Genomic DNA, 14889 nt, shown 5'->3' with positions numbered 1-14889 from the left:
TTCCTTACATTAAAAATTTGCTAAAATTGACCGCACTTTGATGTGCGGTTTATTGTTGTGCTAATGCCTCTTTCATTAAGGCAATCATATTGATATAGATTTTTCCTTTACCTGATGGGCGATTTCTAATGGGTAAAACACCTTTTCCCACAAGTCTTCTAACAGCTTTTGCATCTACACCGTTGCGACGGGCAAATTCTTCTACAGGTAAAAACGGCATATCCACTTGGATAATGATGGGCTGATTCATTTCTTCCTCCTTTCTCGTGTATCAATCGCTTCTTCAATCAACTTGGCACACATTTGCGACATATTTCTGCCGTCTTTAATGGCATATTTTTTAATAATGTCGTAGTAACGACGTGGGACATGAGTTTGTAGTCTTACCCTTTTAATCATTGAATCTTCTGTATTTTTATCCATATATAAAAATCCCCTTTGTTATGTTATAGTCTCTACAGACTTTAAATAGAGTATCGATAGAGGTTCATTTGAGAGTTTTAATATATAACTCTCATTTGAGGGTGTCAATATATTATTTTCTCTCATTTTTATGATTAAAGAATTTTTAGGCGGAAAAGAAGTTATAGATAGACTTCAAAAAGCATACGGTTTTTCAAAAAGAAAAGAGTTTGGGGATTACTTAGGAATTCCATCAAATACCTTTAGTACTTGGGTTAAACGCAATCATTTCCCTGCTGATCTTGTTGCAAAATGTGCAATAGAAACAGGAGCAAGATTGCAATATTTGGCATACGGCGAAGAGCCGATTTTTGACAATTTAGCGGACTTGAAATATTTTCATACAATTAAATTAGATAACGGAAAATCTTTCATAATGGATAATAAGCCATTCTTATTAAACTATTTTCCTTATCTAAACAGCCGAGAAGATTTTGATAAGATTTTCTGTGTGATTGAAGATAAACACACCTATTTTTGTATTAATGAATTTGATTTAGTTGACGGCGAATATTTCGTTGTTGTTGAAAATTCCCACCTTATCCGCTACATCACTGTATTACCACAAGGCAAAATTCGTGTAGATGGCGGCAAATTTTCCTTTGAGGCGAATGTTGATGATGTGCAAATAGCTGGGCGTGTTATTTTGAAAATGGAGAAGTCTTGATGAAAAAAATCACAGTATTCGCATTTATACTGTTGGCATTTGCCCAAGTATCTGTTGCAAATAGTATTGATAACCAATGCAAAATAGCAAAAGGCATATCATCAGAGGGAGAATCTTTATTATCAGAACTATTAGCCCCCTTTGATAATGTACAAACAGCCGATCCTAAACAATTATCAGATAGAAAAGTAAAACTTTTTAATCCTAAATACACTAAATTCAAACAAAAATACCCAATCAAAACGCCAATTCCTTTTGATCAAGAACTACTAGAAGAGGCAAATAATGTTAAGGTAGGGATTGGTGTTATTGCAAATTATTTTGTTCGTATCGCAAAAGCTCCAACTAAGAAAGAAAAAGAAAGGCTATTAAATGAATTAAAGGGTAGTTGGCTAAAATCTTTTTCAAATCTAAATGAAATGATAAAAGAGCAATGTAAATAATTTCTATCTAAAACCTAACCATAAGGAAAATATCAAATGGCTTATAAATACAAAATGGTTCAAGTACCACCCAATATTATTGCTGATCGTAGAAACATTAAAACTGCGGCGGCAGATTATTTAGAAACTTTAGTTAATAAATATGCTGAACAAGGTTGGGAATTTTACCGAATAGATCAGTTTTCTACAGAGGAAAAAAAAGGTTGTTTATCTGGTGGAAAAATGACTATGGCTTTTTATAATGTTGTTACGTTCAGAAAAGAAGTTTAATCGTGTTAGTTAAACTAAGCATAAAATTTATTAAATTATACCAACGATTAGCCCCCACGAAAATTCGTGAGGGCTGTCGTTTTGAGCCGACTTGCTCAAATTACGCTATTTTAGCTTTAACTAAATATGGTTTTATTAAAGGTTGGAAAATGGCAATCAACCGATTAAAACGCTGTAAATATCCTAATGGTGGTGAGGATTATCCTTAATGAAAAAGTATATTATTGGTGCTGTAATAATCAGTGTTTTCCTTATTATCATTGATGTTTTATTAAATATTTATTTTCCTAGTTTATCTAATTTTATTACTAATTGGGTTATGGCTATAGGAACTGTTTTTTTGGTTTGGATTGCATATAATACTTCTGATTCATGGGTAAAACAGAGTAAACCCAATGTAATATTAGGTATAAAGAAAGAGTTTGATGATCTATTATCTAAATTTATTAGATTCGATGAATATGTTCATAAAGAAGATAAATATAGTAGCTTTTTCTTAAAAGTAGGGGAACCTGAGGACAATCTGAGACCTTCAATTGCACCAGAAATTAATTATGTAAAGGATATGCATAATAAGTTTCTTTTAGGAATTGAAAATAATTTTAATAATTTTTTATATTTATTAAAAACACATAGAGATTATTTTTCTAAAAATAATGAATTTGATAATTCTATTTTTTCTTTAGCTAAAGAATTTAATGATTTTAAGGATATATATAATAAAGAAGAAATTGACAAAAAATTTAGAGAATATTATGAAAAATGCAAAGATAATATTTTATACAGCATGCGTAGTATTCCCGTTGAGATATTTTTACTTGAGAATGGATATTACTCTGAAACTGCAAAAAACTCAAGGTTTTATAGATATATAATTAAAAATGATAAGAATAAGCTAGAAGTTATTAATAATAAAGCATATTTTGTTTTTTATAATGAAAATGATGAACCATTTAATATGGAGGTTTCTTTATGTTTATATAAAAAAATAATTAAAGATTATATTGATAAATTTCAAGAGGAAGTAGATAAAGTGATCTCTCATAGCATATAGAAATTAATATGGCAGTCCGCAAAGATAACACCAAAAATGGCAAATGGTTAGCTGAATTTTATAAAAACGGTAAACGTGTTCGCAAATGGTTCTTAACCAAAGGCGAGGCATTACGCTTTTATAATGAAAACCAAGCACCAGTAGATAACTATTCAACTATTATTTCAAATATTACTGGCAAAGAATTTCAACAAGAGTCGCCAGCATTAAGCTATTTTGTTCAAGAGTGGTACGAATTACATGGGCAAACCTTATCTGATGGTGAGGCACGATTAGCTAAATTAGAAAATCTATGCAAAAACTTAGGCGATCCGCCTGCTAATAAATTTACTACGGAAGACTTTGCCGAATATCGTAAATTACGACTTGCTGGCAAGTTTTCCGCTAATCCAAAACGCCCTCCTAAAGAGGCTACAGTTAATCGTGAACATTCCTATCTGCGTGCGGTATTTAACGAATTAAAATATCTGGGTAAATGGACGGGTGAAAACCCTTTACAAGGTATTAGACAATTTAAAGAAACAGAAACCGAACTCGCTTTTTTATATTCTGATGATATAAAGCGATTGTTAGAGGAATGCGACAACTCAAGAAACCCTGATTTAGGCTTAATCACTCGTATTTGCCTTGCCACTGGGGCAAGGTGGAGCGAGGCGGAACAATTACGCCAATCGCAAATAATGCCTTATAAAATCACTTATACCAACACAAAATCTAAGAAAAATAGAACAATCCCTATTAGCAAAGAGCTTTACGACCTTTTGCCGAAAAAAAGAGGGCGTTTATTTAATGATGCTTATGAATCTTTTGAAAATGCAATTAAACGGGCAAATATTGACTTACCCAAAGGACAATTAACCCACGTCTTACGCCATACCTTTGCAAGCCATTTTATGATGAACGGGGGAAATATTTTGGTGTTGAAAGATATTCTAGGACATTCCACTATTGAAATGACTATGCGATATGCTCACTTCGCCCCATCACATTTAGAAACCGCTGTAACACTAAACCCACTAAATAACCTAGATGACGACTAAAAAAGGGATTTAATCCCTTGTACTTTAACCGCAAATTCAGGTGGCTGTTATTCTTTCTATTCGTCTTTATTAGTCCAAGATTGTCTATTAAATTTCTTTAAATAACAATAACTAATTGATTTATAACTTGTTATTTTAGGATTTAAAATCCCTCGGCTTTCGAGCTGTGGCGGTTCAAGTCCGCCCTCGGGCACCATCTATACGCACATCATAAAGCGTATCAATAGAGCTACTTATTTAGCTTTATGGTACCCAAGCCTAAACAAGAATTTTAATCATATTAAAATCCGTGACTTTACTAAAGTAGTTATTATATAGTTATCTTGTAGGACAAATTTTCGATTAATTTTTATAGCGAGAATTTGTTATGCAAAATCAAATAAATCCTTTCATTGTTACTGTTATGTCCACAAAAGGTGGCGTAACTAAATCAACTAATGTTGCAAATATCGGGGCATTTTGTGCAGATCATGGTATCAAAACCCTGATGATAGATACTGATACTCAACCCACTATTTCATCTTATTATCATATTGCTGAACAATCTAATTTTGGTATAGTCCTTTCAATTTAAAATAAAACAAGTCGGTATACAAAATAGCTATAAACAAAAAGAACCTAGTATTGTAAAATACCAGGTTCTTTTTTAGATAAAATTAAAAACCTAAGGTTTTACCATCCGGATTACGAGGATCAGAATAACCGTAAAATCCCTCTTGTTCAGCTTGGATAATTTGCACACGCCCCATAGGTGCTTTTAATTGAATGCGATGTCCTTTTTCTTGTAGGATTTTCAAGGTATCTACACTAATACCTTCTTCAATTCTTAATTCATCGGGTAACCATTGATGATGTACTCTTGAAGTAACTATTGCTTCAGCAGGATTCATACCATGATCAATCACATTAGAAATACTTTGCAAAACTGTGGTAATAATTCTTGCTCCGCCTGGGCTACCTGTAACTAACCAAGGTTTATTATCTTTTAGCACAATAGTTGGAGTCATTGAAGAGAGAGGGCGTTTTTTCGGGGCAATGGCATTGGCTTCTCCACCAATCAAGCCAAAAGTGTTTGCGACACCAGGCTTAGCCGAAAAGTCGTCCATTTCATTATTGAGTAAAATCCCTGTGCCTTCCGCAACGATACCACTGCCAAAATTGAGGTTTAAGGTATAGGTTACCGCTACCGCATTACCTTGTTTATCCATGACTGAGTAATGTGTGGTTTGATCGCTTTCAAAAGGTTGAGGATTGCCAGGTTTAATGTCTTTGGCAGGACGAGCCTTTTGTTCATCAATTTGCTCAATCAATTGTTTAGCATATTGTTTATTGATTAAACCAGCTATAGGAATATTGACAAAATCAGGATCGCCTAAAAACTCTGAACGATCAGCATAGGCTAACTTCATTGTTTCTGCTAAATAATGGATTGTTTTGGCACTATTTGCCCCATATTGATCTAAGGGATAGTTTTCTAACATATTAAATATTTGTACTAAATGTACACCGCCAGAGCTTGGTGGTGGCATTGTGATAATTTTATAACCTCGATAATCGCCCACAATAGGTTGTCGTTCAATGGCTTGGTATTGTTGCATATCTTGCATACTTATTAAGCCACCATGTTTTTTCATTTCAGCGACAATTTTTTCTGCAATTTCTCCCTGATAAAAAGCCTTTGAACCCTGTTCCGCAATAAGGTTAAGGGAATGAGCAAGATCTTGTTGAATAAGGAGATCGCCAGCTTTTAAGGTTTCTCCATTTTTAAAAAAGATCGCTCGGGTCGCTTCCCATTTTCCTAAGGTATCTTGTTCTCGTTTTAATTGCTTGGCTAAAGTGGAGCTTACGATAAAGCCCTCTTGAGCCAGCTTAATAGCAGGTGCCATTACTTGTGGTAAAGATAAACTTCCCCATTTTTTTAATGCTAATTCTAAACCTGCAACTGTTCCCGGCACACCAACGGCAGAATGAGTAAGAATAGATTTGCCTTCAATTATCTGTCCGTTGTCATCTAAATACATATTTTTACTGGCTTTTAAAGGAGCAGTTTCTCGGAAGTCAATGGTAATGTTTTCGCCTGTTTTAGCATCATGTAAAACCATAAAACCACCGCCACCAATATTACCTGCATTAGGTAATACCACTGCTAGAGCAAAACCTACTGCGACGGCGGCATCAACGGCGTTTCCCCCTTGTTGCAAAATATCCACACCAATTTGTGTGGCTAATTCTTGTTCAGAGGCAACCATTCCTTGTGTCGCATAAATAGGGTGAAAAATATCTTTACTACTGTCATAACGAGCGGCAGCTTGTTGAACTAAAGAAAGCGGTGCTTGTGTATTTGTTTCGTTACTGGATACAGGCAAAGCAAACAATAAAGAACAGCTTAATAAACTGATTTTTAGGGTTTTATTAATGTGTTGTAGCATATTTTCTTTTCCTTATTGGCAATAAGATGATGTTATGGTTGAAAAAGATAAATATCATAATTTATTTATAAAGAACAAATAATATTTCATTCCGAATTAATCTTTTTGGTTATATTAAGGAGGAGTAGTGTGATAAAGAAAGGTTTATTATAGTCCTACTATAGTCGTCCCACTTTAAAATGATACAGCCTTGTTACATCTCGCCGTACTACTTGTACTGATTTCAATATACCGCCTTATCTCCATTTTTAATTGAAACGACTATAAAAATACCACAAACACTACTTAAAATGTGATCGAGTTAGCAATTTTGTTCTTTTTCGCTCATAAATACTGATTATTTCTGCTAAAATAATAACAATTTATTCGTAAACGAATTTTTATTAGGTTTTGTGGGGATACTATGATGCAATTAGCGACAAATTTGCAGGCTAATATGCGTATGCAAACCGATGTGATTATTATTGGTGGTGGTGCGACAGGCGCTGGAGTTGCACGTGATTGTGCTTTGCGAGGATTAAGTTGTATTTTGCTTGAGCGGCGTGATATTGCTACGGGAGCAACGGGGCGAAATCACGGATTATTACATAGTGGGGCACGTTATGCCGTCAATGATCAAGAATCAGCCAGAGAATGTATTGAAGAAAATAAAATCCTTAAACATATTGCTCGCCATTGTATTGAGGATTCAAAAGGCTTGTTTATTACCTTACCTGAAGATGACCTTGCTTATCAAAAAACCTTTTTACAAAGCTGTGAGGCTTCTGGCATAGAAGCGGTAGCGATTGAACCTGACTTAGCCAAAAGATTAGAACCTTCAGTTAATCCTAGTTTGATTGGGGCGGTTGTTGTACCTGATGGTACGGTTGATCCTTTTCGTTTAACCGCGGCGAATATGCTTGATGCCAAAGAAAATGGCGCACAGATATTTACTTATTGTGAAGTAAAAGGCTTAATTCGTGAAGGTGGGCGAGTCATTGGGGTTGAGGTTTATGATCATAAACATAATATTCAGCGACAAATGTTTGCACCTGTGGTTGTCAATGCTGGAGGAATTTGGGGACAAGGTATTGCGGAATATGCGGAGTTAAAAGTCAAAATGTTCCCAGCCAAAGGGGCATTGCTCATTATGGGGCATCGCATTAATAATTTAGTGATTAATCGTTGCCGTAAGCCTGCCGATGCGGATATATTAGTACCGGGTGATACCATTTGTGTTATTGGTACAACATCAAGCCGAATTCCTTATGATCAAATTGATAATATGGAAGTGACCCCTGAAGAGGTAGATATTCTATTCCGAGAGGGCGAAAAATTAGCACCGAGTTTACGCCATACTCGGGTGTTACGTGCTTATGCAGGGGTGCGTCCGTTAGTGGCGACAGATGATGATCCTTCTGGGCGTAATGTAAGCCGAGGTATTGTCTTGCTCGATCACGCTCAACGTGATGGGTTAGAGGGATTTATTACCATCACAGGTGGGAAATTAATGACCTATCGCTTAATGGCAGAATGGACAACAGATTTAGTTTGTCAAAAATTAAATCATCATAAATCTTGTGAAACCGCACACCGCCCTTTACCGGGATCAAATGAAAGTGCAGAAGATACCCATCGTAAAGTGATTTCATTACCTAACCCTATTCGCATTTCTGCGGTTTATCGTCATGGTTCAAGAGCCGCACGATTATTGGCTAAAGATCGGCTAGATCGCAGTTTAGTCTGTGAATGTGAGGCAGTAACCGCAGGAGAAGTGCGTTATGCCGTTGATGAGCTTAATGTGAATAATTTAGTGGATTTACGCCGCCGTACCCGAGTGGGAATGGGAACTTGCCAAGCGGAGCTTTGTGCTTGTCGTGCCGCAGGTTTAATGGCAAGGTTTCAAGTCGCCACACCACGCCAATCTACCACACAATTAGCGGCTTTTATGGAGGAACGCTGGCGTGGTATTGAGCCTATTGCTTGGGGGGAAGCTATGCGTGAAGCAGAGTTTACAAGCTGGGTGTATTACAGTTTATTAGGATTAAATGATGTTCAACCGCTTGATGACCAAGCGCAAAAAGGGACAGATAGCAATGAATTTTGATGTCGTGATTATCGGAGGCGGATTAGCGGGGCTTACTTGTGGCATACAATTACAGCAACAAGGGCAACGCTGTGCCATTATCAATAATGGGCAAGCGGGCATTGATTTTTCTTCAGGATCATTAGATTTATTAGCCTGTTTACCTGATGGAAAAAAAAGTTTATCTTTTGACCGTACTTTTGAGCAACTAGCTCAACAAGTCCCACAACATCCTTATGTTTTATTGGGGAAAGAGCAAGTATTAGCTCAATTACAAGTTTTTGAACAACTTGCTCGTTCGCTTGAGTTAAATCTCATTGGTTCAACCAAGCAAAACCATTATCGTGTTACCCCATTAGGAGGATTGCGTGCCACCTGGTTATCGCCAAATAGCGTACCTACCGTACAAGCTAGCGAACCTTTTGCTTATGACGATATTGCCGTATTGGGCATAGAAGGATACCACGATTTCCAACCGCAAATGTTAGCGGATAATCTTAAACAGCAATCGGCTTTTGCCCATTGCACATTGCGTACAGGCTATTTACATATCCCAGAATTGGATCAACTTCGCCAACAGTCGCGCGAGTTTCGTAGTGTTAATATTGCCCAATTATTAGAGCATAAATTGGCTTTTGGCGATTTAGTGCGTGAAATTAAACAATCGGCACAAGGGGCAAAAGCCGTCTTTTTACCAGCCTGTTTTGGTTTGGAAAGCCAAGAATTTTTTAATCTCTTGTGTGAAGCCACAGGACTGGCATTATTTGAACTTCCAACACTGCCTCCCTCTTTGTTGGGTATTCGCCAACATAAACAATTACGCCAACATTTTGAACAACTTGGCGGCTTAATGATGAATGGCGATAGAGCGTTGTATGCCGAGTTTAAAGGGCATTATGTCAGTAAAATCTATACCCAAATTCATCAAGATGTAGCCATTTCTGCCAAACATTTTGTCTTAGCCACAGGCAGTTTTTTCAGTAATGGGCTTATTGCCGATTTTGATCGTATTTATGAACCCGTTTTTGGTGCTGATATTTACCAAACTCAAGATTTTATTGCCAACGAACGCTTATCTTGGACGACCTCTCGTTTTAGCCAACCACAGCCTTACCAAGCTACAGGTGTCATCATTAATCAACATTGTCAGGTACAAAAGGGCGGTCAGTTTTTAGAAAATTTATTTGCAGCAGGTAATGTGATTGGCGGATATAACCCTATCCAATTAGGTTGTGGCTCAGGAGTAGCCATAGCCACAGCGTTATCTGTGGCAAAATACATAGGGGGACAATATGAACATTAATCAACTGATTGAGCAAGCAAAACAAAATACCCTACCCACTATCACGCATCAATATGTTGATGAAAGTTTTGAAAGCTGTATAAAGTGTACCGCTTGTACTGCCGTTTGCCCGGTTTCTCGTCAAAACCCTTTTTACCCGGGGCCAAAACAAGCTGGGCCAGATGGCGAAAGATTACGCTTAAAAAGTGCCGCACTTTATGATGAAGCCCTAAAATATTGCACAAATTGCAAACGTTGTGAAATTGCTTGCCCTTCCGATGTAAAAATTGGCGATATTATTGTTCGTGCCAGAAATAATCATCTCGATCAACAAAATAAAAAACTTATCCACAAACTGCGTGATGCCGTATTAAGTAATACGGATATTATGGGCAAAATGAATACGCCTTTTGCACCTATTGTCAATAAAATTGTCGGCTTAAAAGCCACACGTTTTTTACTGGATAAAACCCTCAACGTCAGTCGTCATCGCACCTTACCTAAGTATTCTTTTGGCTCGTTTCGTCATTGGTATAAAAAACACCAAATGGAACGGCAAGCACTATATCCTGAAAAAATCGCTTATTATCACGGTTGCTATGTCAACTATAATAACCCACAGCTAGGCAAAGAACTCATTGATGTATTCAATGCAATGAATATTGGCGTCTTGTTGTTAGAAAAAGAAAAATGCTGCGGTTTACCCCTTACAGTAAACGGTTTTCCTGAACGAGCTAAAGCCCAAGCAAAATTTAACCTCGCACAATTAGAAAATACCGTTTGTGAACGAGAGCTTGATGTGGTGGGAACTTCTTCAAGTTGTACCATGAATTTACGCGATGAATATCATCACGTATTAGGTATGGACAATAGTAAAGTACGCAATCATATTGATATTGTTACCCGTTATTTATATAAACTTTTTGCCCAAGGTAAACAATTACCTTTGGCAAAATTGCCGTTGCGTATTGCCTATCATACTGCTTGCCACGTGGAAAAAGCAGGCTGGGCACCTTATACCCTAGACGTATTGCGTAAAATTCCGGGTTTAGAAATTGTCAAATTACCTTCACAATGTTGTGGTATTGCAGGGACTTACGGATTTAAAACCGAGAATTATGATACAGCTCAAGCCATTGGCAAAAGCCTATTTGATCATATTAATCAAGGCGGTTTTGATTATGTGGTGTCTGAATGTGAAACTTGTAAATGGCAAATTGATATGTCAAGCCAAGTACAATGTATTCACCCGATAACCTTATTATCAATGGCGCTGGTTAAGCACTAGTATTGATAAGATAAAATTTAGGGGCTAAATTTATTAGCCCCTTAAAGTTTTATACATCATAAGTACTCGAAGACACATTACCGCCTGTGCCTGTCCAGTTGGTGTGGAAGAATTCACCGCGTGGTTTGTCGGTACGTTCGTAAGTGTGAGCACCAAAATAATCACGTTGTGCTTGTAGTAAGTTAGCAGGTAAACGTGCGGTGGTGTAGCCATCTAGGAAGGTAATGGCTGATGCCATACAAGGCATTGGGATGCCAATTTCAATAGCTTTCGCCGCCACTTTACGCCAGTCGGCTAGGCAGTCTTCTAAGATAGCTTTAAAGTAAGGATCTGAGCCTAGGAATACAAGGTCTGGGTTGTTTTCATAAGCATCACGAATATTGCCGAGGAATGCACTACGAATAATACAACCTTCACGCCATAATAATGCGGTGCTGCCATAGTTAATATTCCAACCGTTATTTTCTGATGCTTCACGAATAAGCATAAAGCCTTGTGCGTAAGAAATAATTTTTGAGGCAAGTAGGGCTTTGCGTACTGCTTCAATCCAAACTTGTTTATCGCCCTCCACTTTGCCAATTTGTTTATTAAAGGCTTTTTCTGCGGCAACACGTTGTTCTTTGAAAGAGGAGACACAACGTGCAAAAACGGATTCAGTAATTAAGGTTAATGGAATACCTAAATCAAGGGCATTAATGCCTGTCCATTTTCCTGTTCCTTTTTGTCCTGCGGTATCGAGGATTTTTTCTACTAATGGCTGACCATCGCTGTCTTTGTAACCGAGAATATCGGTAGTAATATCAATAAGATAACTATCTAACTCTGTTTTTTTCCATTCCGCAAATGTGGCTTGCATTTCTTCATAGCTTAAGCCTAATCCGTCTTTTAAGAATTGGTAAGCTTCACAAATTAACTGCATATCGCCATATTCGATACCATTATGTACCATTTTGACAAAATGCCCTGCCCCTTCTTTACCAACCCAATCACAGCAAGGTTCGCCTTTATCGGTTTTAGCTGAAATAGCTTGTAGAATAGGTTTTACATACGGCCAAGCCTCTTCATTACCACCCGGCATAATGGAAGGTCCGTGTCTTGCTCCCTCTTCGCCACCTGATACACCGGCTCCAACAAAACGAATACCTTTTTCACGCAAAGCCTCAACGCGGCGATTGGTGTCAGGGAAGTTTGAATTACCACCATCAATAATGATATCGCCTTGTTCTAAATGTGGCACAAGGGCATCAATAAATTGATCGACCACTGAACCCGCTCTTACCATTAACATAACACGACGCGGTTTTTCTAATTTGCTAACTAAATCTTCAATAGAATAAGCCCCAATAATATTAGTGCCTTTTGCCGCTCCCTCAAGAAATTCATCAACCTTTGAAGTGGTTCGGTTATAAGCCACCACTTTAAAACCGTGGTCATTCATATTTAAAATTAAGTTTTGTCCCATTACCGCTAAACCGATAACGCCGATATCGCCTTTTACTGACATTGTTTGTTTTCTCCTGTTGTTTGGTAACCACAAAAAGTGCGGTTAGATTTTATTATAGTCGTCCCACTTTAAACTAATACGGCGTTGGTACGCCTCGCCGTACTATTTGTACTGTCTTCGGCGTACCGCCTTGTCTTATTTTAAATTGAAACGACTATGTTTATTTTTGCAATAAGTTAGCGGCATCTTGATCAAGATACCAATCTGTTTTACCGTTTTTTGCCTTAATTTTGGCGGCAGGATAAGGTAATTGCTCTGCATCATTATCTTGAATTTGTTGCAAAATTTGTGCTTTCGCTGCCCCTGTGACTAAATAAGTAATTCGTTTTGCTTGTTCAAGCAAATAAGCGGTTTTGGAAATGCGTAATTGCCCTGTTTCAGGGTGTTTTGCAATCACTGCCCAATGCCTGTCATTAAAATCTGTTTGGTGTGGAAATAATGAAGCCGTATGTCCGTCAGTCCCCATACCTAAAATAATCCAGTTAAATTGCCCTGTGGGGATATATTGTTTTAATTCCGCACTAAAACGTGCCAATTCTTGTTCAGGCTCTTGCTCACCACGGATACGATGAATATTTTCCGCTGGGATACTGATATGATCAAATAATAAATGTTGAACTTCGCCATAATTACTTTCTGGATCGGTAGGGGCAACCATACGTTCATCGCCCCACCAAAAATGCAAATTTTGCCACTGAATCCCCTGTTGATAAGGGGCTTGAGCGAGGGTTTTGAACAATAATTTTGGCGTACTGCCCCCCGACAAAGAAATATGCACAGGGCGATCTTTCTGACTATAAGCCAACAGCTCTTGTGCAATTTGCTCTACGGCTTGTTGTGCTGTAGCAAAAATGGTTTTATTCATATTAAAGCTCACAATAATTGGTATTGGTTAAATTTTTACAAGGAAAACGCCATTCACGTTGACTTCTTGTCATTAATTGATCTGCCGCTTCTGGCCCCCAAGTACCACAAGCATAGCCATGTAATTTAAAATCAGGTTTACTTTTATAATCCAAAATCGGTTGGACAAATTGCCAACAGGCTTGCACCGCATCACTACGGGTAAATAAGGTGGCATCGCCTTTAATAGCATCTAATAATAATCGCTCATAGGCGGTCAAAACATGAGACTCATCTAAATTACCATAATGGAAATCCATAGAAACTTCTTGAGCCTCAAAACCAGCCCCTGGTTTTTTCAAACCAAAGCTCATAACAATCCCTTCATCAGGCTGAATACGAATAATCAATTTATTTTCAGGGGCATTTTGGCTAAATACTGGGTGTGGTGTACTTTTGAAATGAATGACAATTTCTGTCACACGGGTTGGCAAGCGTTTACCTGTACGCACATAAAACGGCACGCCGCTCCAACGCCAGTTATCAATTTGCATACGCAATGCCATATAGGTTTCGGTGCGAGATTCTGGATCAACGCCTTTTTCCTCGCGATAACCTGCTAAGGCATTACCTCGTACTTTTGAGTCCGTATATTGCCCAAGCACCAAATTTTCCTCTAAATCTTGTTCCGATAACGGATGTAGGCTTTGCAACACTTTTACCACTTCATTACGCAACGAGTCCGCATTAATCACTGCTGGCGACTCCATAGCAACCAAGGCTAATACCTGCAATAAATGATTCTGGAACATATCACGCATTGCGCCAGCGCCATCATAATAGCCGCCACGATCTTCCACCCCAATGGATTCCGCCCCAGTAATTTCCACGTAATTGATATAATTACGATTCCACAAGGGCTCAAATAAACCATTTGAAAAGCGTAATACCAATAAATTTTGCACCGTTTCTTTACCAAGATAATGATCGATACGATAAAGTTGATGTTCTTGGAAATATTGATGAATTTTATCATCAAGTTCAATGGCAGATTGCAAATCATAACCAAAAGGTTTCTCTACCACTAAACGCTTCCAACCTTGTTGCTCAGAATTTAACTGATGTGCGGCTAAACATTCTGGAATAACGCCATATAAGCTCGGCGGTGTAGAAAGGTAATAAACCACATTACCTTGAGTATGGTGTTGTGTTTCTAATTCCGCTAAACGCTCTTTTACCTTAGCGTACTCACTCACTTCCGAGGTATTCACCGGCACATAATAAATATGCTGTAAAAAGCCTTCTAATAAAGGGGTTTCATCAATTTTCTCATACTCAATTAAGGCTTGTTTAACCTTATCACGATAGGCTTGATCGCTATAATCCGTACGGCTAATTCCCAAAATGGCAAAATCCTCTGGTAATTTGCTATGGAGAAACAAATTATAAAATGCCGGGATCAATTTACGCTGAGTTAAATCCCCAGAAGCACCAAAAATGGCGATAATACTATTTTCTGGTTTTGTCATATTGCCTTCCTAT

The 14889-nt window shown here is 37.7% G+C and carries 15 protein-coding genes and 1 pseudogene; 10 read left to right on the top strand and 6 right to left on the bottom strand.

Annotated elements, in window-relative coordinates; translation table 11 throughout:
- Positions 1-49: 49 nt before the first annotated feature.
- Both EV694_RS06005 and EV694_RS06000 read right to left on the bottom strand, forming a co-directional pair.
- The gene (locus tag EV694_RS06005; RefSeq protein WP_132690524.1) at positions 50-250 is read right to left on the bottom strand and encodes a DNA-binding protein; all 201 of its coding nucleotides are present in this window, start codon (positions 248-250) and stop codon (positions 50-52) included.
- Positions 247-423, bottom strand: coding sequence for a hypothetical protein (locus EV694_RS06000; protein WP_132690522.1), 177 nt, complete (start codon positions 421-423; stop codon positions 247-249). The genes EV694_RS06005 and EV694_RS06000 overlap by 4 nt, the downstream gene beginning before the upstream one ends.
- 130 nt (positions 424-553) lie before the next feature.
- Here EV694_RS06000 and EV694_RS05995 point away from each other — a divergent pair, with 130 nt between their 5' ends.
- The 7 genes and pseudogenes from EV694_RS05995 to EV694_RS05965 form a co-directional block, all read left to right on the top strand.
- A complete protein-coding gene (locus EV694_RS05995; RefSeq protein ID WP_243645978.1) occupies positions 554-1129 on the top strand; it encodes a phage repressor protein CI in 576 nt (191 codons plus the stop codon).
- Positions 1129-1572 carry a hypothetical protein gene (locus EV694_RS05990; RefSeq protein ID WP_132690520.1) on the top strand — a complete coding sequence of 148 codons (444 nt, stop codon included), beginning with the start codon at positions 1129-1131 and terminating at the stop codon, positions 1570-1572. The genes EV694_RS05995 and EV694_RS05990 overlap by 1 nt, the downstream gene beginning before the upstream one ends.
- A 36-nt stretch (positions 1573-1608) precedes the next feature.
- The gene (locus EV694_RS05985; protein ID WP_132690518.1) at positions 1609-1842 is read left to right on the top strand and encodes a DUF4177 domain-containing protein; all 234 of its coding nucleotides are present in this window, start codon (positions 1609-1611) and stop codon (positions 1840-1842) included.
- Between the two features lie 2 nt (positions 1843-1844).
- Entirely contained in the window at positions 1845-2051 is a 207-nt protein-coding gene (gene yidD / locus EV694_RS05980; RefSeq protein WP_132690516.1) for a membrane protein insertion efficiency factor YidD, read from the top strand.
- Complete coding sequence (locus EV694_RS05975) at positions 2051-2896, top strand: hypothetical protein (protein WP_132690514.1); 846 nt, start codon at positions 2051-2053, stop codon at positions 2894-2896. The genes yidD and EV694_RS05975 overlap by 1 nt, the downstream gene beginning before the upstream one ends.
- An 8-nt stretch (positions 2897-2904) precedes the next feature.
- On the top strand, positions 2905-3936 hold the full coding sequence (locus tag EV694_RS05970; protein ID WP_132690512.1) for a site-specific integrase: 1032 nt from the start codon (positions 2905-2907) through the stop codon (positions 3934-3936).
- A 367-nt stretch (positions 3937-4303) separates the two neighbouring features.
- Positions 4304-4495 (top strand): annotated as a pseudogene (locus tag EV694_RS05965) (ParA family protein); the annotation flags it as partial.
- 97 nt (positions 4496-4592) lie between these two features.
- On the opposite strand, the gene ggt reads toward EV694_RS05965, so the two are convergent.
- Positions 4593-6365 carry a gamma-glutamyltransferase gene (ggt, locus tag EV694_RS05960; RefSeq protein ID WP_132690508.1) on the bottom strand — a complete coding sequence of 591 codons (1773 nt, stop codon included), beginning with the start codon at positions 6363-6365 and terminating at the stop codon, positions 4593-4595.
- Between the two features lie 406 nt (positions 6366-6771).
- Here ggt and glpA point away from each other — a divergent pair, with 406 nt between their 5' ends.
- From glpA to glpC, 3 genes are read left to right on the top strand one after another with little or no spacing between them, the layout of a single operon-like run.
- The gene (gene glpA, locus EV694_RS05955; protein WP_243645977.1) at positions 6772-8451 is read left to right on the top strand and encodes an anaerobic glycerol-3-phosphate dehydrogenase subunit A; all 1680 of its coding nucleotides are present in this window, start codon (positions 6772-6774) and stop codon (positions 8449-8451) included.
- Positions 8441-9733 (top strand): glycerol-3-phosphate dehydrogenase subunit GlpB, encoded by a 1293-nt coding sequence (gene glpB, locus EV694_RS05950; protein ID WP_132690504.1) that lies wholly within the window; start codon positions 8441-8443, stop codon positions 9731-9733. Before glpA ends, glpB begins: the two co-directional genes overlap by 11 nt.
- Positions 9723-11000 carry an anaerobic glycerol-3-phosphate dehydrogenase subunit GlpC gene (gene glpC, locus EV694_RS05945; RefSeq protein WP_132690502.1) on the top strand — a complete coding sequence of 426 codons (1278 nt, stop codon included), beginning with the start codon at positions 9723-9725 and terminating at the stop codon, positions 10998-11000. The genes glpB and glpC overlap by 11 nt, the downstream gene beginning before the upstream one ends.
- Positions 11001-11049: 49 nt before the next feature.
- Here glpC and gnd read toward each other — a convergent pair whose 3' ends face one another.
- The 3 genes from gnd to zwf all read right to left on the bottom strand — a co-directional run bounded on the left by gnd (position 11050) and on the right by zwf (position 14876).
- On the bottom strand, positions 11050-12504 hold the full coding sequence (gene gnd / locus EV694_RS05940; RefSeq protein ID WP_132690500.1) for a decarboxylating NADP(+)-dependent phosphogluconate dehydrogenase: 1455 nt from the start codon (positions 12502-12504) through the stop codon (positions 11050-11052).
- Positions 12505-12664: 160 nt separating this feature from the next.
- Positions 12665-13369: a 6-phosphogluconolactonase gene (pgl, locus tag EV694_RS05935; protein WP_132690498.1), complete on the bottom strand. Its 705-nt coding sequence runs from the start codon at positions 13367-13369 to the stop codon at positions 12665-12667.
- A 1-nt stretch (position 13370) separates the two neighbouring features.
- The gene (gene zwf, locus EV694_RS05930) at positions 13371-14876 is read right to left on the bottom strand and encodes a glucose-6-phosphate dehydrogenase (RefSeq protein WP_132690496.1); all 1506 of its coding nucleotides are present in this window, start codon (positions 14874-14876) and stop codon (positions 13371-13373) included.
- Between the last annotated feature and the right edge of the window lie 13 nt (positions 14877-14889).

This window comes from Volucribacter psittacicida (genome assembly GCF_004339025.1).
Classification (GTDB): domain Bacteria; phylum Pseudomonadota; class Gammaproteobacteria; order Enterobacterales; family Pasteurellaceae; genus Volucribacter; species Volucribacter psittacicida.
Note: the sequence above shows the minus strand (reverse complement) of the source record. Positions and strands in the feature narration are given on the sequence as shown.